Here is a 21,506-nt window from a genome sequence, read left to right as displayed (position 1 = left end):
TTCGAATCCTTTATCTGCAGTGAAACTAGGGCAACGCAACCATTCCGGCTAGTGCGTTAATCCTTCGTAAACCGTGTTCCGGGACCATCCCCGCCGAGACCCGGGGCCATCGAAATGCATCTCCTGCTTGATACGAGCGTGCTGAGCGAGGCGCGCGGAAAAAACAAGAGCGAGGAAGTGAAGCAGTTCCTGCGCTCGCTGCCCAACGAGGTCGTTGCAATTCCCCTTCCCGCGATCTTCGAACTTGAGCGCGGGGCTAGGATGCTCGCCAAAAGCGAGCCTGAGCGTGCTGAACGCTTCATCGCATGGCTGGATAGGCTGCTTGCCACCCAACCGTATGTTCCTCCCATCACTGATGAGGTGATCAGGCTGATCGCACGGATGACGACGGTTCCACGCCTGCAAAGGTTCTGGAGAACGACCAAACCGAACGATCCTCTCAGGTTCGGCTGCGACCCCGCGATAGCTGCCATCGCCATTCATCACCGGATGCCGATAGTAACCCGGGACGTCGGAGATTTCATGGTCATTCACGAAAGCTTCCCGTTACCCGGAGTCTACGATCCATTCCTCCGCCGCTGGCACGTACCAGCTGAGAACGAATGGCAGTTTACATCAGGCGAGGAAATCGGGAACTGCTTAGTATTCAAATGATTTCACTTATCCGCTAATTCGACAAGTTGAAGGTTGGTCTGCCTGCCGCGTTCCAACAACGTCGGCGTCTTCACATTAACCCTTTATGTGGCTCGTTTCGCACACCCCAGCCAAATCTGTCGCCGTGGCCAAGGCCAGTGCGGGTCGACACCTCGTACGTATCGAAATGGAACGGTCACTCCATCCTAAAATGCGGATACAGGCCGATTTGCTACGTAGATCTACGCAGCGCACCCAGGGCCGGTGGCAAAAATTGACCATATTATGGTTACCATTTTGCAAATAACCGTTTCCTTTCAAGATGATGGGAAAAATACGCAGCAAAATAACGGTTGTCCGGCATTAAAACATATGCAATCAATGCCGCCGCGCTGGCCGGATGTCAGCACCAAAGGACACAGAGACCATGCAACGAATTACACCGACATACTTGGCGCGAAAGGGCCGCCAACAAGCCGCCTAGGCACTCGGTGATCATTCCGGGGCCTCTAGGAGGCCCGGCTCTCCTCTCTCGCAGAACTAATGTTTTGAATGACGAGGTTGACTAGCATGTTCGAAGTTCGCTTCCCCCAGTTCCCGCGCTCGACGCGACAAGCCACCGAGGCCACGGCGCAATAACTGCGTCCACGGCCTCGCATGGTGTTCCGGCATCGTGCCCGGCGGCATCATGACGGCGTTCAGGATCAGTCGGCGCCCGTCGCTGATCCGGAGCGGAGCATCCCTCCCCTCCACCAAAATCAATCGCTCCGAACAGGAAAGGAACTGCACAATGTCGCAGAACGCATACGCGCGCCTTGGTCACCCCGTCGAAGTCCCGGCAAACCACCGCGCCGCCCTGCTTGAATGGTCCCGTCAGCCTACCGCGGACGGGTTCTCAGAAGACGAGATGAACCTGCAGCGCGCTCTCGCGCTCGTCTACGCGGATCCCCGCCGCCCCTCCATCCGCCAGCTCCATCGTGTCCTGAGCGAGCTGATCGAGGAGGACGCGATGCGCACCGGGATCGCGCCGAAGCGCCCGTCTCTGGACGAGTTCCGCTCGCTCGTCCTCAGTCTGCCGCCGGAATACATCGACCACATGCGCTACGAACAGGAGGTTTCGGCGTACGAGCTGATCAAGCACGCCGAGACCATCATCGAGAGCCTCGCAGCCTAACCTACAGTCCAAGGAGAGGCGTAATGGCTACCGAAAAGAAGACTGTCCCGAACTTCGCCGAGGCGCTGTCGCCCGAAAAGGCTGCTGCGCGCCGCCGCCGCTACGAACTCGGCTACACGCAGCTTGAGACCAAGGAACTGGAAGCAGCGATCGAGATCGCCAAGGCAGATCCGTCGCGCAAGCGCCAGGCTTGGGAAGACATGGCGGAGCGTATCGATGAGATCAACGCCCGTCTCGAGCTGGATCCGCCGGAGCTGTTCTGCCTGAGCTACGAGGTCTTCTCGATCATCATCGATCCCGCCGTCTACCGCGATGGGGCCGACGACTGAAATCCGCCAATGCGCCGCCGGCGCGCTGAACCGCCACTAGCAGACACCAAATCCGCCAAAGAAAGGACGCCACCGTGATCCAGGTTCTGAACCAGATCGAAGCTCTTCACTTCGCCCGCCACGGATATACCCCGTGGGCCCTTCCCTATGAACGCAAGACCTATCTCGCGAACCCGGATAACGTCTACCGCGGTGGACTGATGCCTGCCGATCTCCGGAGCTCACAAGTATGAGGCGTTCGCCGACTCACTGGAGGATCTTCCTGTCTTCCATGAAATGAAGGCTTCGCCTGCAGCGCGTCGCATCAACATGAAGACCACGGCGACCTGCCGCATTGTCATGTGCGCGCCCGGAACCAATGAATGGTTGGTCTTCGAGAGCCAGTTCGAGGCGGATTGCGCCCGCGTTTTCTGGTCGATGCCGAACGTCCGCTCGGTCCAGGCGCAGTATGGGCCGATCCCGTACACTGACTCAAAGGGAAAAATCCATTTGCACTACGTCGATCTTCGCGTCGAGTTCATGAATGGTTTTGTCATCCTCTATTGCGTCCGTCCGGAATCGAAAGTCCACCACGGTGAACTGAAGCTCATCGTTGAAGACATTCGTAACCATCAGTTGGACTATCACGCAGATCGCATCGAAATCCTCACGGAGAAGAAAATCACGAAATCAAAAATTTACGAGGCGCGTGAAATTTTGGCCGCGCGGCTCCTCAAGAACTCTCCTGACTGCCAGCGCCTCCTGGAACTGCTGCGATCGAAGGACAAACCCGTCCAGGCGTTCAAGCTTCTGGAGGAGTTTGGCAGCCAGGGCGACGGGATGATCGCACTCTGGAACCTTATGGGGGATCACTTGGTAGACCATGTCGTTGGAGACGCGTCGCTGACGTTTACGCCGGTCTCGTTCGTTCGCGCGCGGAGTCTTCATTAATGGCTGAGCAGTTCACGACGGTGAATCTGACACCGCTGGATCGCATCGAGATGAATGGCGGGGTATTTCGTGCGTACCCCGCATCAGACGGCGACGGATACGTCTTCGAAGAGATCGGCGGCGCCCAGACCACGGATGAGATGACGGACTTGGAAGTCTTCAAGTTCGTGCAGCGCCGGGCCATGATCGTTCATCGTGGATACTACGCGCATCAGGAGATCAAGAAACGCCGCGAGAGATCGCTCGATCCCGACATCATTCCGAAGCACATTATGTACCGCGCGAGAATGCTGACGAAATTCCTCGAGGAATGGGAAGCCGGGCGCCGACAGAAGACCGTGACCAGCGTCCGTGAGTTCATCGCTGAATATCAGGCTACCTACGAAGCGCTGCTACCCGAACCTCGCGCTGGCCAGCCAAAGGTGATCATTGAGACCCATCACCTAGGAACGCCGGATAACTTTATCCGCCTCGTCCGCCGCTTCGAGAAGGGTGGCCGCAGCCCGTTTTGCCTGATGTATGGCGGCTCGCCAGCACACAAGACACCCCGCAAGAGACGGCTACCAGAAGAGACAAACAGGTTTCTCGATGCGGAGGCGCGAAAGCTCGCCAATTACAAGAGACCGGACATCGCGGCACATTGGGATGCCATGGTGAAAGACAATGCCGACAGTCCGAACCCCTTGTTTCTGCCAAAGAAGAGCCGGACATTCTACAGGCGCGTTGCCGAACAGAAGAGGATGCTCATCGACCTCGGTCACCTAGGGGAAGCCGCGACACGCGACAAGTATGAGCTCTCGAAGACCGCGAACCGCAAATACGCCCCGCTCGACCGGATTGAAATGGACGAGGACAAGTTCGACATCATTGCGATGTTGAAGGGTACCCGTCTCTGGAACGTCATCGCTGAGGAGATCCAGGAGGAGATCGTCAAGAGGCGGTTCTGGGCATCGATTGCCATCGACTGTGGCACAAGATCTATCCTGGCTCTCCGCTTTCTGGACTCAGACCCCAAGGGTCGTTCCGCGATCGAGACGCTGCATATGGCGGTGATGCCCAAGGACGAATACGCCAAAGCTGCCGGTACCAAGGCGCCATGGATCCAGTTCGGCATTCCGCGTGAGGTGGCGACCGATCACGGTGCAGCCTACCTCGACAATGATTTTCATGAATGCGTTGTGGCACTATGCGGTAGCCATATCATGCCGCCAGCTGAAACGCCCCGTCTTCGGGGTCGCATCGAACGCTTTTTCAAGACTGGCAAAAAGTGGCTGAAACTCTTCTCCGGCCAGACGTTTTCAAACCCGATCGTCCGTGGCGGTTACGATTCAGTGGCGAATGCCTCCATGGATTTCGAGGAGCTGGCCAAGTGCCTGGTTCGGCTGATTGTGGATGCCTATCATCTCACGGGGCACCGGGGTCTGGGAAATGGGCAAAAGCCAATCGACGCCTGGAGCCAGATGACAAGAGACAAACCTGTCGAAGCGCTGCTGAATCCAGCAAAAGAAGGCATGATATTCGGGTTCCGCGTTGGCACCCGTGCGATAACCAGACACGGCGTCGTCTGCCTCGGTATTCCGTACTATCACAGCACTCTCCAGAAGATCATTGAGGACAGTGGCCATGCCCGTGTGCACGTCAGGGCCAACCCTTACGATCTCGGCGCAATTGGCGTTCGGCTTCAGGGCGACACTCGCGTCTTCTGGGTCAACGCCGCGGTGCCCGGCTTCGAGAAAGTAACCGCGACGGAGTGGGCAGCTATAAAGAAGCGGCTCGACGAGGCGTACTCGCAGCGTGACACAGAGGACGCGGAGATTGTCGCACAGGCCAAGAAGGACGTGATGTCCATAGCGAAAATCGCCGAGGACAAGCACAGCGTAGCTTCTCATATCGTCACCAGCGAGGACTACGAAAACCTCGAGAAAAACACCATCCGGGGATACGTTGTGAGCGGCCGGACGAGACCAGACTTTTCCACCACCGAAGCCGACATGGAGACCTTCCTGATCGACGGTCTGGATCATTCGGAGGACGTCTTCGCCGAAAATCAGGACGATGGAGACCATCTCCACGGTGAGGAACCGGAGGGCGGCTCCAACGCGGACGCCGGTGCTGGCGAAACGGCTGACCCGCTCACGCCAGGTAGCGGAGAATACGATCCAGAAAGATTCGCCCGTCGTCGCGCGCAGGATGGCATCGACGATCCTCTGCAGACCCCGGCCCCAAAAAAGGAAACGAAACCGCGCGCGAAGAAGGAGGAGCCATACCTTATTCCGAAGGTCGGCGATCTGATGCGTGGAGCGCCGACAGAGCCGAAAAGCCAGACTACGGGCAAGCGGCAGGCAGGCCGCGTACCGAAATTCAAAGCATACGGAAGTGACGAAGAAGAATGAGCATAGCGTCGATCCTACGGGAAAAACCCGAATTCCAAGGCCAAAAAGACCCCAATGTACAGCTCGTTGCAGCGAGCGTCGCGCGTGGTCTGGATGACAAGAATCGCCGCATTATGGAGACCATGAAGCGTGTGAAGTCCGCCTACCTTCCAACCCGAAACGACCAGCTCTCGGACATACCGTTCACTCGAATGAAGCGTGCTGTTGCCGGGATGGATCAGGCAACTTTCGCGGTGGCTATCTTCGCGGAGTCGGGGGTCGGCAAATCAACCCACATAGTTCAGCGGTTGAAGGACGATATTGCCTTTGAGCCTGTTCCTGACGGCTATGGAAATTTCCTTCATCCGGTTCTCTACGTAGAAGCCCCCCAGAAGGCCTCCATCATCGATTTGGCGGAGGCGATGCTGCAGGGCATGGAATACCCGGTTCCGCCTGCGAAGTCCGAGAACTCGCTCATGAAGATCGTCAGGAGGGTCCTCAAGCGGCGAGGAACTCGCGTCGTGATCATCGATGAATTTCAGCATGTGTTGGACGCGCCCAAGATAAAGGGGCCGACGCATGTTGCGGACGCAATCAAAAACCTTCTACAGGGCGATCGCAGCTGGCCGATATTCGTCGTCCTGGTCGGTCTACCGGAAATCAAGGACATCCAGCTGCGCGATCCAAAGGATCAGATGCTGCGACGCGTCGATGACTTTCCCTTGGTGGACCTGACACTCGAGGACGACGACAAGATGATCGCGGAACTGATCATCGAGCTCGTGGTCAATCGCGCTGGCCTTCAGATGTCGGGCAAGGTCGTCGTGGATTTCATCGAGCGCTTGCTCTGGGGCTGCCACTTTCGCTTCGGAATGGTGATGGAACTGATCTACCACGCAATCGAGGATGCGTTGGAACACGACGATGCGGTTCTGAGTGCCCACCACTGGGAGGAAGGTTATCGACGTCTCGTGAACGGCGGCTACGACGCCGACGAGAATGTGATGGCCGCCGGTGCCGATTGGCGAAAGATTTACCGTCCGATCAACCGGAAGGGTAAGTTTGGCCCGGTATCTCCGAAGCCCGCGAAGTAAGGGGAAAAGACGATGTTTCGCGTACCCCTTTTCGATGACGAAAGCCTGACGAGTTATTGTGCGCGCCTCGCGGCTGCGAATGCGACGACGGCCACAGATTTCTGCAAGGATATGGGGTTTCGGTTCCAAGACGTCATTGATGGGTCCGAAGATGCGATCCGGGAACTCGCAGAGTACGGTGCGATTCCAGCAGTCCGTTTGCGCGCGGCGTCCGCCCGGGAGACAGCGAATGGGCTTGAGGTGCAGGGCGAAGTTTTCCCGAGGAAGAATTACCCTCGCACACGAATGCGTATATGTCCGGACTGCTTTCGGGCGGATGACGGCGCCACCGACCGATTGCCAGAAGTTAGGCGCTACATGCGTCGCATCTGGGCACTGCGATTTCTGCGGACATGCCCCCTGCATCAGCGTCCGATCATTGATCTCGGACCCAGCCCACTACATTCGCCTCGCAATCACGATTTTGTCGAGAGTCTCGAGGAGTTGTTCGATGAGCTGCGTCATGCACTAGCCGATAACTCAACCAGGGCAGCATCCGACTTCGAGCACTTTATCTTTAGAAGGTTGGATGGTCACCGAACCGACGGTGAGCTCCTAAACGCTATGCCTTTGAACCACGGCGCTTACCTCTGCGAACTCATGGGATCAGTGAGGCTGTTCGGGACCGATGTCGTTGAGACCGACTTGAGCGAAGGACAGCTTTGGGAAGCTGCCAATGACGGATACGCGTTTCTCAGGCACGGTGAGAGCGGATTGAGACAGTTCCAGGACATCATGCATTCCCGGCATGCAGTGTTTAGCCCAGACGACGGAGGGCGGAAACTGTATGGCCGCTTATACTCGATCCTTGTCCGCCTTAACGACCCGGCCTGGAAAAGGGTCAAACATTTGATACGAACCCATGCATTCGATACGCTCCCACTGGCGAAGGTTGCCGAAATTTTCGGCCGGCGGACGGAGTCAAATTATCTGTCAGACAACGATCTTCGGAGAATGACCGCGGTGCGGCCTGGCCATATTCGGAAAATGGCTGTCGCCAGTGGACTGCTCGACTCGTCGTTGCTCACAGGCGGAGCGATTCACAGAGATGTTGCTCTAAAGGTTCTCGCTTCGTTGGACGATTGGCTCCTGCCTACCGAGGCTGCCAGTCTGCTCGGAGTGACCTATCCAAACTTCAAGCGCTACCGGGACGCCGGTATGTTCCTCCCGGCATTGACGTCTGGGAATGGCGTTGCAATTAACGAACGCCACTCGCGCCGTGAGATCGAAAGCTATCTCGATACGATCCGCGGCAAGGCGAACACGGCTGTCCATGCAAGCGAACTCAAGTCAATTATCGCGACCTCCAAATCCATTGGATGCAAGCTCACGGATATCTTAGATCTCCTTCATACCGACCAGTTGAAAACTGTTGCATGGGACAAATCCAAGGTTGGCCTAGCGGCTTTCTTGGTCGATCCGGCTGAAGTCGCAGACAGCGTTCTCGTGGACAATGACGTGGGAATCTCTGCAAACCAGCTTGCCAGATCGTGGCAGATGTCTCGCGAAGTACCATTGGGTCTTGTGAACTGCGGAGCCCTCGCCACCACGTCAGATGTCGGCGTCCGGTTCAGGGGCACACAGCGTTTTATTCTGCGCAGCGATGCGCAAGCATTTCAGGCAAGGTGCATCACATTCACCAACGCTATGCATGAATTTGGCGCAACAAAAAGGAAGGTGCGCGAAGCAATCCGTTCGGCCAAGCTCGCTCCACTCTATCCTTACCAGGACGTGAGAGCGTTGTTCTATGATCGGCGCGATCTTGAAAATGCGCTGCGTCAGCCCGAAGGCAAAGTTTCTCCTTCTGAGTGACAAGGGTCGCCGTCATAGCGACACCCTCTAGGCGATGAGATTCTCTGAGCCCAAGTGACGTGAGGCGCCAAATCGCCTCCACTGTCCCATAGGCGCCCGACGCCGCCCATTCCACGCAGCTTTGCGGCCAACCCAGTAATCGGCCGGTAGGGTCTCCGAGATCAAATGACACTAAGCAATAAATTCGATGGCAATCTTATTGTCATGGTAGCTGTTGAATTTACGCAATATTCTTGGTTAATCGGTGGCATAGTTTGTGTCATCGCACAGTTTGATACGAAGAACCAACTAAGGACTGGCCAACGAAATATTGGCCAGTCCGAAACCTAAAATCGGTCAGCCAGCAGTTTAACGTCTTTCGATCACTGATAAGTGCTCGTAAAATTGGACTTAAAATGACGAAAACTGCACAGGCCCGTGAAGCATATAATTTGTATCAGCAGAAAAATCTCGCGAGACTCATTTTTCATGCAATAAAGCTATTTTTATATACTGCTGTGCCGGCCACCGTAATTGCGTATTTAACAGATCATATTAGCGGTTTGTTTTACATATTAGCCCCGTTCTTCATTTATTTATCATTCCCTTTCTGGTTTGGACTTTACGTATCTAGTGCGTTGCTGGCGCAGATGGCCGGAGAAAGCCTCGGGAAAAAGACCTTGCTTGGCGACAATCCTACGTTTCCCGACGTCACGTTTCATCTCACAGGCTTTAGAGTTAAGGATGAAAGCAATGAAAGTTGAGTTCAGAGCCAATAATCGGGTAAAATCGACCGAGCCAGATAGGCCCGTTTTCACGCCATGACCGACGAATAAGCGGAAGCCAATGCGCTCGCCGATCCCGACAATCGGCCGCTTTCCGCCGAACAGTTCGCTGCTGCCAAGAAAATGCCGCGCATCAAGATCATTCGCCGGGCACTGAAGTTGACGCAGGAAGAGTTTTTTTGCCCGCTATCACATTCCGCTCGAAACTTTGCGCGATTGGGAACAGAGCCGCAGCGAGCCGAATCAACCGGCCCGCGCCTATCTGAATGTCATGGCCGTCGATCCCGAAGGTACGCCGGCTGCGCTCCGTAGAGGCGCGGCCTGACGCGCCTTACCCCACAAAATCAAACAGCAGCTTCACATTCAGCGCCGCAATTACCACTGCGATGAGCCATGCAAACGCCGAGAGCCATCGCGGGGCGCACAGTTCGCCCATTTTGGCGCGGTCAGCGGTGAACATGACCAGCGGGAAGACGGCGAAAGAAAGTTGCAGGCTTAAGACCACCTGCGTCAGTATCAGCAGTTGAGACGTGCCGCTTTCGCCGAAGGCGATGGTGACGCCGGCGGCGGGGATGATGGCGATGCCTCGGGTGATAAGGCGGCGCAGCCACGGGGCAAGCCGCATCTTGAGGAAGCCTTCCATCACGATCTGGCCCGCAAGCGTTGCCGTGACGGTGGAGTTGATGCCACAGCACAAAAGCGCCACCCCGAACAGCGTCGGCGCAATCGCAAGGCCAAGCAGCGGCGCGAGCAGACTATGCGCTTCCCCCAGTTCAGCAACATTCGTCTGACCCGTTTTGTTGAAGGTCGCCGCTGCGAGGATGAGGATCGCGGCATTGATGACGAGAGCAAACGTCAGGGCGATGGTTGAATCGAGTGTCGCGAATTTGAGCGCCTCGCGTTTTTCGGCCAGCGTCTCGCCGATGGCGCGCGTCTGCACGATGCCTGAATGCAGATAGAGATTATGCGGCATCACCGTCGCGCCCAGAATGCCAAGCGCCAGATAGAGCATCTCGGGGTTGGTGACGATCTCCGTCGTCGGCGCAAAACCACGAATCACCTGGCTCCAGTCGGGATCGGCCAGCGCCAGCTGAATGGCGAAACACACCGCGATGACGCCGAGAAGCGTGATGACAAGCGCTTCCACCCAGCGGAAGCCAAGCCTTTGCAGATAAAGGATCAGGAACACGTCAAGCGCCGTGATGAGGACGCCAAGTTCGAGCGGAATGCCGAAAATCAGGTTGAGACCGATCGCCGTACCGATGACCTCGGCAATATCGGTCGCGATGATTGCGATTTCGGCCAGCAGCCAGAGCACAATCGCCACCGGTTTCGGATAGGCATCGCGACAGGCCTGCGCCAGATCGCGCCCGGAAGCAATCGCCAGACGGGCACAGAGCGCCTGTAGAACGACGGCCATGATGTTCGATATCAACGCCACCGTCAGCAGCGTGTAGCCAAACTTGGAACCGCCGGCGAGCGACGTTGCCCAGTTGCCGGGGTCCATGTAACCGACCGCGACGAGATATCCGGGTCCGAAGAACGCCATCGCCCGGCGAAACGTACCGGCATTCGGGCTTATCTTGATCGAGCTGTGAACGTCGGACAGCGAGAGATCGTCGCCATTCCGCCGCCATCCAAAGACAGGCTTGTCCATCTTGCGAACTTTCAAATGGAAATTGAATTAATGCAATTGCAAATCATTCGCATAAAAGGGTGTGGACTGGCAAGCGGAGTTTCGAAGCTGTGTGCCGGCGCGAGAGGCCGCAGTAACATTCGGCCTGAACGCAACCATCGGCGCAACGCGTCATGGATTTAATGAAATGAGACCCCTCCTCCGTCATTCCAGCCTTAAGCCGGAAGCCAGCCAGCCAAAGTCTCTGGGCTGAAAAGACTCTTCTCCGCCGCGTAGTAGCCAGTGAACAACGGGTACCCACTGCCAATCCTACCGCGAAACCTCACGACGTTGTCATCGCCTCTGCCCCGCCATTGCGGAACAGCCGCGTGCATGCTCGCGTTTATCTGTCACGAAGCAACAATAGTCCGGGGAAGTTCATGCGAGACGGCAATAAATTCAGCGTGGCGAACCAGCCTTACCGGTGGCCGAAATATATCATGGCGCAGCGAAGACCGCGCGACTGGCTGATGACCATCAGCGGCGTGGCGCTGCTGGTCATCGTCGCCGCCGCTGTCGCCATGGGTTATCTCGTCACCAGTCATCCCGGCAAGCCAGAGCCGAATACCGGCATCATCGAGGAAAACGCAGCGGAGAACGCCTGATATGCGGCGCAAGATGCGCCGCTTAACTCAGACCCTGAAGATGCCCGCTGAACTGCGCCTCATGCAGGCGGCTGTAATGGCCCTTGGCGGCCAGAAGCTCGGCATGGGCGCCGGTTTCGGCAATACCCGTCTGGTCTACTACCACGATGCGTGACGCATCGCGGATCGTTGCCAGCCGGTGAGCGATGACGAGCGTTGTGCGGCCCTTGGCAAGCTCCGTCAGCGATTGCTGGATGGCCCGCTCGGTTTCGGTATCCAGCGCCGAGGTCACCTCGTCGAGAATGAGGATAGGCGGGTTCTTGAGGAACATGCGGGCAATGGCAAGACGCTGTTTCTGACCACCGGAAAGTTTCACGCCACGCTCACCGATGACGGTGTCGAGCCCCATCGGCATCGCTTCGATGACGCCATCGAGCCGGGCACGCCGCGCCGCATCCATGATTTCGACATCGGAAGCGCCGAGCCGGCCATATTCGATATTCTCGCGGATCGTGCCGCCAAACAGGAACACATCCTGCTGCACGATTCCGATCTGGTTGCGCAGCGAGGCAAGCTTCATCTTGCGGATATCGATGCCGTCAATGGTTATCGAACCGCTGGTGACATCATAAAAGCGCGGCAGCAGAGAGCAAAGCGTCGTTTTGCCCGCCCCCGAAGGCCCGACGAAGGCCACCGTCTCGCCCGCATTGATCTTCAGGTCGATATTGTCGAGAACCTGCTTGCCCTCGGCATAACCGAAACCGACATGGCGATATTCAATGGCGCCGGAAAGCGCCGGTGCCTCGATCGCATCCGGTGCGTCGACGATATCCGGCGCCGTGTCCAGAAGCTCGGTAAAGCGGCGAAAACCGGCAATGCCCTTCGGATAGGTCTCGATGACCGAGTTGATCTTTTCCACCGGGCGGAAAAACACGCCGACCAAAAGCAGGAAGCCAACGAAGCCGCCTTCCGTCAGGCCGCCATGCAGCACGAACCAGGCGCCGCAGATCATCACGATCATCTGCGTCAGCCGCATGCTCATGTAGCTGAGCGAAGTGCTGGCCGCCATGATCTTGTAGGCATCCAGCTTTGTGCGGCGGTATTTCTGGTTGTCCTTCTCAAACAGCGCGCGTTCGTGGTCCTCATTGGCAAAGGCCTGCACCACCCGCATGCCACCGACATTTTCCTCGATACGGGCGTTGAAATCGCCGACCCGACCGTAGAGCGCGCGAAAGTTCTGCGTCATTCGGCCACCGTAACGGCTCGTCACCCAGGCGGTGACAGGCACGACGGCGGCGGTGACGAGCGCCAGCGGTACATTGACCGACAGCATCAGCAGGAAAGCGCCGATGAAGGTCATGATGGCGATGAACAGATCCTCGGGGCCGTGATGGGCCACCTCACCGATCTCTTCCAGATCCTTCGTCAGCCGCCCGACCAGATGTCCGGTCTTCTGGTTGTCGAAATAACGGAAGGACAGCTTCTGCAGGTGGTCGAAAGCCAGCCGCCGCATGTCGGTCTCGATATTGATGCCGAGCATATGTCCCCAGTAGGTGACTGTCGCCATCAGACCCGTATTCAGGACATAGATGACGAGCAGCCCGACGGAGGCGGCGAGGATGATGCCCCATTCGCCACCCGGCAGCAGCACGTCCACGAAGGCTTTCACCGCCATCGGAAAACCGAGCTCAAGCACGCCCGACAGCACCGCGCAGGAAAAATCGAGAATGAACAGACCGCGATAGGGACGGTAATAGGCGAAGAATCGGCGCAGCATGGCATGACCTGAAGAGCGGGCGCGGCAAGCGGAAGCCGCAATAAAAACGGAGTTCAATTGTCATATTTCAATGTGCACGCCAAGACCGATGTTCTATTTTTACCAAAATCGTTCAATAGGCTGAGCGATAAACACACAACGGTAATGTGATCCGGCTATATTGCACTTATATGTATTGGTGTGACAGAGTGAATGCACCCTTCGGGGAGAATGCGAGAAAGAGCCTGCCGTGAGTAATATTGAGAGCCGTAAGCCCAGTGGCGAACCGAGATGGCTTGGTCCTGCAAGCCCGACGCGGATCGCTCTGATCCCGCCAATATCGGCTGCGCGCTGGCTGCTAGTTCTCGTCGCCCTTGCGGGCATCTACTTCTTCCACGGCTTTCTCGTTCCGGTTCTGGCCGCCCTTGTCATCGGCTTCGCCAGCTGGCCGGTCTATACACGGCTTTTGCGGCAGGTGGGCGGCAACACCACGCTCGGCGCCTCCATAGCCATCATCCTCATCCTCACCTTCCTCGTGGTGCCGATTTTCATCGCCGCTTCCTATACAGCGAGTGAAATCCGCGAATGGTTCGGCTGGGCGGTGCATGTCAACAAGGTGGGCGCACCCGTGCCAGACTGGATCGCGGCGCTGCCCGGCGTAGGCTCCTGGCTCGGCGAGCAATGGGTGAAATATATCGGCACACCGGGTGCGATCGGCGAAGTGATCCAGCTCGTCAGCGGTGCCAATATCGGCAATATCTACCGGGCAATCCTCGCCGCGGGCAACGGCGCGTTCCACCTCGTGCTGACCCTGCTGTTCATGTTGATCGCGCTGTTCTTTGTCTATCGCAACGGTGCCGGCTTCTCCCATCAGGTCGATCTTGTGGGAGAACGCATCCTGCCGACGCGGTGGGAGCGCATTTCCCGCGTGGTGCCCGCCACCATCAGCTCCACCGTCACCGGCATGACATTGATCGCCATCGGCGAAGGCATAATCCTCGGCATCGCCTACTGGATTGCCGGCGTCCCCTCGCCCGTCACACTCGGCGTGCTCACCGGTGTCATGGCGCTCATCCCGGGCGGCGCGCCGCTCTCTTTCACTCTCGTATCGATCTATCTGGTCGCCAGCGGCTCTCCCGCTTATGGCCTGGGGCTATTCATCTGGGGTTCGGTAGAGCTTTTCATCGTCGACAAGACCATCCGTCCGAAACTCGTCGGCGGCCCGATCAAGCTGCCTTTCCTGCCGACCTTTTTCGGCCTCGTCGGCGGCGTCAAGACCATGGGCTTCCTCGGCCTCTTCATCGGCCCGGTGCTGATGGCGCTGCTGGTGGCAATCTGGCGGGAATGGGTGCGAGAGGTGGAAATCTCCACTGGCGCCACCGTCGACGTTCCGCCGACCCCTACAGCTGAAAATGACCCGCTCGACGACATCGTTGCGCGTGAAGAGGATAGCAACGAAACGACGGCGTTCCGAAAAGCAGCGTCTTAAACCTCGTCTTCGTCATGCTCGGGCCTGTCCCTGGCATCTGCAACCCAACGATGTTACCAGACGTCGGCAGATCCCCGGCACGACGCCGAGTATGACATCGCCAAGGGCGGCATCGAGTGTTCTGCAAAGCGCGCCGATAGCGCCCGCCTCGCCTTTAAAGCGTCTTCTCCATGAACAGGCTGAGCGGGTCCGGCTTATAGGGCGCAAACGCCTCAATCTCGACAAACCCCGCCTTGCGGTAAAGACCGATCGCCTCCGGCTGGCTGATGCCGGTTTCAAGCCGGATGGCGGTAAGCCCTAGCTCGGCGCCGCGCGCAATGAGCGTATCCATGATCAGCTTGCCGATCCGCAATCCCCTCGCCTCCGGATCGACGAACATGCGCTTGACCTCCGCCGTACCGTCACCCGCCTCCACCAGCGCGCCGCAGCCAACGACACGGCCATCATGCCGCGCCACGAAAAAGGAGACATTGTCCTTTTCCAGCTGGCCGATATCGACCAGATGATTGCTTTCGGCGGGATAAAGCGATGCCATATAGACGTTAGACAGATCGATAAGGCGCAGAACCGCTTCCTGCCGGGGTGTTTCAAGCTTGATTTCGGGGGCCAATGCGATGCCTGCTTTCTCTCAAAAAAATGCGTATTTCGTCGTAATGTCACTGCAATCGAGATAGATGAGTTTTTAGAGCATAATTCCCGACAGAGGCAACACACACCATGAAAACAGCCCTCGTTCTCATGACCTTCCTAGGCTGTGACGACACCGCCACCGATTGCCATTACCTCGCCACCTCGCAGCAGCGCTGGACGAGCATCGAACTATGCGACGCCGTGTCGGAGGAAGAGCTGGAACGTTTCGCAAATGCGTCCTACCCGGTCGTGGTGGCCGTGTGCCAGACACCGGGCGAGCAGACGCCCCAGACTGCGGGCAACGCGCCCGCAACGCAGCCTCCCGCCGCCACGGCCCCGGCCGGAACAGAGGAGCCATCGGCACAGGTCACGCAAAAGGAAGAAGAGAGCCTGACAAAACAGGCGATCAGCCGCGTCAGCCGCATCCTGCCTTCCACTGAAGGCGTGAAGCACCTGCTCGGAACGCCGGTCAGAATGGTGGAAAATAGCTATTCGTGGATTGCCAAGCGGTTCGAGAAGTAGGCCTCAGGCAGCCTCGACCGTCAGCGCTTCCGCATAGTGCCGCGCTTTCTGCCGCTCCTCGGCAATGGTCAGTTTACGCACGGCGTGCAAGAGTTCGAAAAGCGTTTCGGAACCATCGACGCTGCTGAAATGCGCAAGAAGTTCGGCCGATACAGAGGCTGCGGCCTGCGACAGATGCGATCGGGCGGCGCGGCGCCACATCAGCGTCGCCTCAATGAAGACATCAACCACATCGCCCAAAAGACCGACGGACTGGAACAGCGCCTTCAGCGCGTGCGGCCGTCCGGTCGCCAGAATGGCGCGCACCTTGCGGTCGTCGAGACCTGAGAGATTGACCATCGCCGCCGTGAAAAACTCCAGCCTGCCCGAACAGACGGCATGGATGAGAAGCGCCGGTGTCAGTTCCAGCCTTTGCCGCAGATGCTCCACCAGCGCCGGCAACTCCGGCGACGAAACATTGGCGGCGATGAGGATGGTGGCGGAATCTTCCGCTTCGCGGAAAATACTGTCGGCGCGGTTGCGCGCGATCAGGGCATGAACCAGCGCCGAACCTGCCAGGGCCTCGCTGACGCGCGCCATCAGAAGATGGCGGGTATCGGCGGGCAGCACCTCTCGGCACAGCAGCAGGTCGCGAATGTCGGCGTTGCAGCCATGCCGCTCGGCAATGCGGCGCAGCGAAAACGGTGTGATGAAGGCGTCGTCGTTCTCTAGAAGGATCATCGTTTCCGGCAGATCACCGACTTCGGCAAGTGCTGCGCAGACACCGCGCGGCAGGCCCCGCCTTGCCGCAATGAAGGCGCGTGTTAGGCTTTCACCGCGCCCGGCGAGATCGACCAGATCGGCCTCGCCAAGAACCGGCGAGCGGGCAATCACGGTGCAGGCAATCTCCGGCTGGTCTTCGGCAAGCGAAACGAGAATGGCGCGCGGCGCATCGGGATCATCCGCCAGCGCCTCGGCAAGTGCCAGCCGCACGCGCGGAGATGGGTCGTCAAGAAGATAGGTCATCGCCATATAGGCGGCGTCACGGTTCTCCCGCGCCATGTCTGAATGCAGATAGGCACGGCCAAGCGCATTGGCGGCCTTCGCCCGCTCGGTCGATCCAGCCTTTTCAGACCAGCGAAGAAATGCCTGTACGATCACCTGAGCCTCGAAACACATTCGCAACAATGGACGACGGCATCATTGCCGCCGCCATGTATAAAACTCTAGGCGCAAATAGTTTACGTTTGGTTCACCATAAAATTTAACAGTTGCCGGCGAAGAAGTTCTACGGCGCAGTAGACGGACGCTTCAACTGAAACACGTCGCTGCCGCCGTCGCAGTAGTCCATGTAACCCATACGGGCCACCGGACGTGCCAGTCCCATATCGATGCGACCATCACGAATGATCGCATCGTCGATGTGAATAGCCATGACCTGCCCGATCACCATCCAGGAATCCGCCGGCGTGCCGTCGATGTCCTTCAGCTGGATGATCTCGGTCACGCGACATTCCAGAACGGCCAGCGCCTCCCCCACGAAAGGCGCATCCACCACCCGCCCGTCAACGGCAGTCAGACCGGCAAGCCGGAACTCGTCGACATCATAGTTCACCGGCGCAGAAGACGCGTTCATCCGGTCGACGAGGTGGCGGCTGACGAGGTTGGCGGTGAAGACACCGGTCTCCTCGACATTGCGAAGGCTGTCCTTGCGCCCGCTGGAGGAAAACATCACCAGCTTCGGCCGGTCCGAAATCGCGTTGAAAAACGAATAGGGCGACAGGTTGAAAGAGCCGTCCCGGCCTTTAGAGCCAATCCAGCCGATCGGCCGGGGCGCGACGATAGCCTTGAACGGATCATGCGGCAGGCCATGCTGGTTGGTGTCGGTGGTATAGAACATCAGACGTCCCCAACCCAGGTTACCACATCCGCAAGCTCCGGCCGCGGCCGCTCCACAAGCGGGAATGTCGTTGAGCCGATGTGAATATATCCGGCGACCTTCTCGTCTGCGGCAATCCCCAGTTCCGACAGGAAGGCCGGGTCGAAGGCAAGCCATTCCGTCAGCCAGTTCGCCGCATAACCATTGGCGTTGGCGGCGAAGATGAGATTGAGGCACACCGCACCGGCGGACATGACCTGTTCCCATTCCGGAATCTTGAAATGCGGCTTGGCGGTGCTGATGACAGCGATGACGACGGGAGCGCGCGTGAAGCGGGTGCGCTCCGCGTCCTGCTGCTGCAGGTCCAGTTCCGGGTTCTTCTCAAGCGCGATCCGGAGCGCTTCTTCTCCCAGACGCACGCGGTCTTCGCCGCGATAAACGATGAAGCGCCATGGCGCCAGTTTGCCATGGTCAGGCACGCGCACGGCAAGGCGCAGGATTTCCTCGATTTCCGCTTTCGATGGACCCGGCTCGGCAAGTTGCAGGGCGGGGGTGGAGCGGCGAACCTTGAGATAGTCGAGGAGCTTGATGTCACTTGTCATGATCAAAATTCTTCCATTGTGCTGTCATCGCGAAATTATGGGCCTTGAAATAGCCACGGCATTGGTTTTGAAGTGATGCGGGAAAATCAAGAAGTCAATCGGTATCGAAAATGTCGGCAATCAAAATCGCGGCACGTCTGGCCATTGCGTTCGCCGCGATCGGCGTTTTATCACAGGCAGCCTTTTCGCAAGACGCTTTCAAGGACTTCAAGCAGCTTGGCGGCACGCCTAAAATGCCGAAACTCAATGCTTTCACCGCTCCTACCGCCCCGAATGCCCCCGCAAGCACCGCCCGTGATATCGACATGGAAGCGAAACTGACGAGTGAAGGCGAAGCGGTGAAGGAAGGCCTTTCCTGGCGCGTCTTCAGCCCCATTCCGGGCGCTGACGGCAAGTTGCCGATGCTGGCAAGCTCCGAGGGTGGTTCGGCGCAGTTCCATCTGGTACCCGGCGAATATTTCGTCAACGTTGCCTTCGGGCGCGCAGGTGTTACCAAGAAACTCAATGTTCCGAGCTCCGGTAATGTCCAGAAACAGGTGCTGATTCTCGATGCTGGCGGTTTCGTTCTGAATGCGATCGCGGGTTCCGACAAACAGATCTCCGCTAACCAGCTCAAATTTTCCGTCTATTCCTCCGACGCCCGACCGGATGGCGAGCGCGGCCTTGTCATGGCCGACATCAAGCCCAACACCGTCGTTCGCCTCAATGCCGGCACCTATCATGTCGTTTCCGAATACGGCAACGTCAATGCGGTGGTGCGCGCCGATATTCAGGTGGAGGCAGGCAAGCTGACCGAAGCGACCCTGCAGCATCAGGCGGCACAGATCACGCTCAAGCTCGTCTCCGAACAGGGCGGCGAAGCCATTGCCGATACGGCTTGGTCGGTGCTGAACGGCGGCGGCGACGTTGTGAACGAAAGCGTCAGCGCGTTTTCGACCATGGTTCTGGCGGAAGGCGAATATACCGCCATGGCCCGAAACAAGGACAAGGTCTACCAGCGCAACTTCAAGGTCACGTCCGGCCGGGACGCCGATGTGGAAGTGCTGATGAAGGATCAGGCGCCGGAAGACATGACCGGCGATTTCGAATAGGCGTCAATACCCTCAGCCAGTAACGAAAACGGCCCCCGAAGGGGCCGTTGTCTTTTGTCAGGCAACCTGCTTCTTCGCCGCAAGCTTGCGCTTCACATCCGGCGGCGTCGCCTCTTCCACGAGGCTTGTAATCGCATCTTCGAGCGACATCGGCGTCTGGTTCTGGGAACCGAGACGGCGGATGTTGACAGTGCGCTCTTCCGCTTCCTTGCGTCCGCAGACGATGATGACCGGCACCTTGGTCACCGAGTGCTCGCGGACCTTGTAGTTGATCTTCTCGTTGCGGAAGTCGGTTTCGACAGCCATGCCCGCCTCGCGCAGTGCTTCGGCAACCTCGCGGCCATAATCGTCCGCATCCGAGGTGATCGTCGCGACCACGACCTGAAGCGGCGCGAACCACAATGGCATGTGACCGGCAAAGTTCTCGATCAGGATACCAAGGAAGCGCTCCATCGAGCCGCAGATGGCGCGATGGATCATCACCGGCTGCGTCTTTTCGGAATTCTGGTCGATATAGAAGGCGCCGAAACGTTCCGGCAGGTTGAAGTCCACCTGCGTCGTGCCGCACTGCCATTCACGACCGATGGCATCCTTCAGCGTATATTCGAACTTTGGCCCGTAGAAAGCGCCCTCGCCCGGCAGAATGCCGGTCTTGATGCGGCCGCCGGACTGTTCCTCGATGGTCTTCAGAACCTCCATCATGACGCTTTCGGCACGATCCCAGAGATCGTCGGAACCGACGCGCTTTTCCGGACGGGTCGAAAGCTTGACGACGATCTCGCTGAAACCGAAATCCTCATAGACCGAGAGGATCAGGTCGTTGATGCGCAGGCATTCCGCCGCCATCTGCTCTTCCGTGCAGAAGACATGCGCATCGTCCTGCGTGAAGCCGCGAACGCGCATCAGGCCATGCAGTGCACCTGAAGCTTCGTAGCGATGGACATTGCCAAATTCAGCAAGGCGAACGGGCATTTCGCGGTAAGACTTCAAGCCATGCTTGAAGATCTGCACGTGGCCGGGGCAGTTCATCGGCTTCAAGGCAAAGACGCGCTGGTCCGCATCCTCGTCATCGGGATGGGTAAAGGCATGGGCGGATTTCACCGCGAACATGTTTTCCTGATACCAGCCCCAGTGACCGGAGGTTTCCCACAAAGACTTGTCCAGCACCTGCGGCGCGTTGACTTCCTGATAGGTATTGGCAAGCCGACGGCGCATATAGGCCGTCAGCGTCTGGAACATGCGCCAGCCCTTGCCGTGCCAGAAGACCACGCCCGGACCTTCTTCCTGGAAATGGAACAGGTCCATTTCCCGGCCAAGACGGCGGTGGTCACGCTTTTCGGCTTCGGCCAGAATGTGCAGGTAATTGTCCAGCTCTTCCTGGGTCGCCCAGGCGGTGCCGTAGATGCGCGACAGCATCGCATTGTTGCTGTCACCACGCCAATAGGCGCCGGCTACCTTCATCAGCTTAAAGGCCGTACCGACCTGACCCGTGGACGCCATATGCGGGCCGCGGCAAAGATCGAACCAGTCGCCCTGATAATATATCTTCAGGTCCTGACCTTCGGGAATGGCATCGACCAGCTCGACCTTGTAGTTTTCGCCCTTTGCGGCAAACACTTCCTTGGCCTTCTCGCGCGACCAGACTTCGCGGGTAAACGGCTTGTTGCGCTGAATGATCTCCTTCATCCGCTTTTCGATCTTCGGCAGATCTTCCGGCGTAAAAGGTTCGTTCTTGGCAAAGTCGTAATAGAAACCGTTCTCGATGACAGGGCCGATCGTCACCTGCGTGCCGGGCCACAACTCCTGCACGGCCTCGGCCATGACGTGGGCGGCATCGTGGCGGATGAGTTCCAGCGCGCGGCTGTCCTCACGCGTGACGATTTCTATCTTGCCATCGGTGATTGCCTCGGACAAATCGCGCACGGTGCCATCAAGCGCAATGGCGACAGCCTTCTTCGCAAGCGATTTGGAGATGGATTCGGCGACCTCGCGGCCGGTCGTGCCGGCGGGATAGCTGCGTACGGAACCATCGGGAAATGTAAGGGAAACGGTTTGTGACATCGTCGAATGCTCCTGATCCAGTCCCGCCAACGAATGCGGGTGGTGTTGGAATAAAAAAGAACGCCCTCTTTCGCAGATGGGCAGGCAGGCT

At 58.0% G+C, this 21,506-nt stretch carries 20 protein-coding genes and 1 pseudogene; 14 read left to right on the top strand and 7 right to left on the bottom strand.

The features are described from left to right. The first annotated feature begins 114 nt into the window (after positions 1-114). The 10 genes and pseudogenes from ACQZ5Y_RS13415 (at position 115) to ACQZ5Y_RS13370 (ending at position 9,472) form a co-directional block, all read left to right on the top strand. On the top strand, positions 115-654 hold the full coding sequence (locus ACQZ5Y_RS13415; RefSeq protein WP_174049559.1) for a PIN domain-containing protein: 540 nt from the start codon (positions 115-117) through the stop codon (positions 652-654). Positions 655-1,423: 769 nt separating this feature from the next. Continuing rightward, positions 1,424-1,807, top strand: coding sequence for a hypothetical protein (locus ACQZ5Y_RS13410; RefSeq protein ID WP_174049560.1), 384 nt, complete (start codon positions 1,424-1,426; stop codon positions 1,805-1,807). A 23-nt stretch (positions 1,808-1,830) separates the two neighbouring features. Further along, complete coding sequence (locus ACQZ5Y_RS13405) at positions 1,831-2,136, top strand: hypothetical protein (RefSeq protein WP_174049561.1); 306 nt, start codon at positions 1,831-1,833, stop codon at positions 2,134-2,136. 74 nt (positions 2,137-2,210) lie between these two features. Further along, a complete protein-coding gene (locus ACQZ5Y_RS13400; protein ID WP_174049562.1) occupies positions 2,211-2,369 on the top strand; it encodes a hypothetical protein in 159 nt (52 codons plus the stop codon). Between the two features lie 76 nt (positions 2,370-2,445). Then, positions 2,446-3,066: a hypothetical protein gene (locus ACQZ5Y_RS13395; protein WP_174049563.1), complete on the top strand. Its 621-nt coding sequence runs from the start codon at positions 2,446-2,448 to the stop codon at positions 3,064-3,066. Continuing rightward, positions 3,066-5,459, top strand: coding sequence for a Mu transposase C-terminal domain-containing protein (locus tag ACQZ5Y_RS13390; protein WP_174049564.1), 2,394 nt, complete (start codon positions 3,066-3,068; stop codon positions 5,457-5,459). The genes ACQZ5Y_RS13395 and ACQZ5Y_RS13390 overlap by 1 nt, the downstream gene beginning before the upstream one ends. Beyond that, complete coding sequence (locus ACQZ5Y_RS13385; RefSeq protein WP_174049565.1) at positions 5,456-6,532, top strand: TniB family NTP-binding protein; 1,077 nt, start codon at positions 5,456-5,458, stop codon at positions 6,530-6,532. The genes ACQZ5Y_RS13390 and ACQZ5Y_RS13385 overlap by 4 nt, the downstream gene beginning before the upstream one ends. A gap of 12 nt (positions 6,533-6,544) precedes the next feature. Then, entirely contained in the window at positions 6,545-8,383 is a 1,839-nt protein-coding gene (locus ACQZ5Y_RS13380) for a TniQ family protein (RefSeq protein WP_174049566.1), read from the top strand. Between the two features lie 395 nt (positions 8,384-8,778). Beyond that, positions 8,779-9,126, top strand: coding sequence for a hypothetical protein (locus ACQZ5Y_RS13375; RefSeq protein WP_065659318.1), 348 nt, complete (start codon positions 8,779-8,781; stop codon positions 9,124-9,126). 57 nt (positions 9,127-9,183) lie between these two features. After that, positions 9,184-9,472, top strand: a pseudogene (locus ACQZ5Y_RS13370) (helix-turn-helix domain-containing protein). A 6-nt stretch (positions 9,473-9,478) separates the two neighbouring features. Here ACQZ5Y_RS13370 and ACQZ5Y_RS13365 read toward each other — a convergent pair. Continuing rightward, positions 9,479-10,804, bottom strand: a complete 1,326-nt coding sequence (locus ACQZ5Y_RS13365; RefSeq protein WP_019566143.1) for an Nramp family divalent metal transporter — start codon at positions 10,802-10,804, stop codon at positions 9,479-9,481. 398 nt (positions 10,805-11,202) lie between these two features. On the opposite strand from ACQZ5Y_RS13365, the gene ACQZ5Y_RS13360 reads away from it, so the two are divergent. After that, on the top strand, positions 11,203-11,427 hold the full coding sequence (locus tag ACQZ5Y_RS13360; RefSeq protein WP_174049567.1) for a hypothetical protein: 225 nt from the start codon (positions 11,203-11,205) through the stop codon (positions 11,425-11,427). 22 nt (positions 11,428-11,449) lie between these two features. Here the strand turns inward: ACQZ5Y_RS13360 and ACQZ5Y_RS13355 are convergent, their stop codons facing one another. After that, positions 11,450-13,183: an ABC transporter ATP-binding protein gene (locus ACQZ5Y_RS13355; RefSeq protein WP_174059876.1), complete on the bottom strand. Its 1,734-nt coding sequence runs from the start codon at positions 13,181-13,183 to the stop codon at positions 11,450-11,452. Between the two features lie 229 nt (positions 13,184-13,412). Between ACQZ5Y_RS13355 and ACQZ5Y_RS13350 the strand changes: the two genes are divergently transcribed. After that, positions 13,413-14,651: an AI-2E family transporter gene (locus ACQZ5Y_RS13350; protein WP_174049568.1), complete on the top strand. Its 1,239-nt coding sequence runs from the start codon at positions 13,413-13,415 to the stop codon at positions 14,649-14,651. Positions 14,652-14,805: 154 nt separating this feature from the next. Here the strand turns inward: ACQZ5Y_RS13350 and ACQZ5Y_RS13345 are convergent, their stop codons facing one another. Continuing rightward, positions 14,806-15,261, bottom strand: coding sequence for a GNAT family N-acetyltransferase (locus tag ACQZ5Y_RS13345; RefSeq protein WP_025593662.1), 456 nt, complete (start codon positions 15,259-15,261; stop codon positions 14,806-14,808). 107 nt (positions 15,262-15,368) lie between these two features. On the opposite strand from ACQZ5Y_RS13345, the gene ACQZ5Y_RS13340 reads away from it, so the two are divergent. Then, on the top strand, positions 15,369-15,803 hold the full coding sequence (locus ACQZ5Y_RS13340; protein WP_025593664.1) for a hypothetical protein: 435 nt from the start codon (positions 15,369-15,371) through the stop codon (positions 15,801-15,803). Between the two features lie 3 nt (positions 15,804-15,806). Here the strand turns inward: ACQZ5Y_RS13340 and ACQZ5Y_RS13335 are convergent, their stop codons facing one another. The 3 genes from ACQZ5Y_RS13335 to ACQZ5Y_RS13325 all read right to left on the bottom strand — a co-directional run bounded on the left by ACQZ5Y_RS13335 (position 15,807) and on the right by ACQZ5Y_RS13325 (position 18,263). Further along, the gene (locus ACQZ5Y_RS13335) at positions 15,807-16,961 is read right to left on the bottom strand and encodes a DUF2336 domain-containing protein (RefSeq protein WP_035198346.1); all 1,155 of its coding nucleotides are present in this window, start codon (positions 16,959-16,961) and stop codon (positions 15,807-15,809) included. A gap of 109 nt (positions 16,962-17,070) precedes the next feature. Continuing rightward, the gene (locus ACQZ5Y_RS13330) at positions 17,071-17,682 is read right to left on the bottom strand and encodes a flavin reductase family protein (protein ID WP_025593667.1); all 612 of its coding nucleotides are present in this window, start codon (positions 17,680-17,682) and stop codon (positions 17,071-17,073) included. Next, positions 17,682-18,263 carry a nitroreductase family protein gene (locus ACQZ5Y_RS13325; protein ID WP_065659312.1) on the bottom strand — a complete coding sequence of 194 codons (582 nt, stop codon included), beginning with the start codon at positions 18,261-18,263 and terminating at the stop codon, positions 17,682-17,684. Before ACQZ5Y_RS13325 ends, ACQZ5Y_RS13330 begins: the two co-directional genes overlap by 1 nt. Positions 18,264-18,373: 110 nt before the next feature. On the opposite strand from ACQZ5Y_RS13325, the gene ACQZ5Y_RS13320 reads away from it, so the two are divergent. After that, the gene (locus ACQZ5Y_RS13320; protein WP_003515664.1) at positions 18,374-19,354 is read left to right on the top strand and encodes a hypothetical protein; all 981 of its coding nucleotides are present in this window, start codon (positions 18,374-18,376) and stop codon (positions 19,352-19,354) included. Positions 19,355-19,411: 57 nt separating this feature from the next. On the opposite strand, the gene thrS is transcribed toward ACQZ5Y_RS13320, so the two are convergent. Next, a complete protein-coding gene (gene thrS / locus ACQZ5Y_RS13315) occupies positions 19,412-21,415 on the bottom strand; it encodes a threonine--tRNA ligase (RefSeq protein WP_065659311.1) in 2,004 nt (667 codons plus the stop codon). Positions 21,416-21,506 lie beyond the last annotated feature (91 nt).

It is taken from the genome of Agrobacterium sp. A3-95, assembly GCF_053521785.1.
Note: the sequence above shows the minus strand (reverse complement) of the source record. Positions and strands in the feature narration are given on the sequence as shown.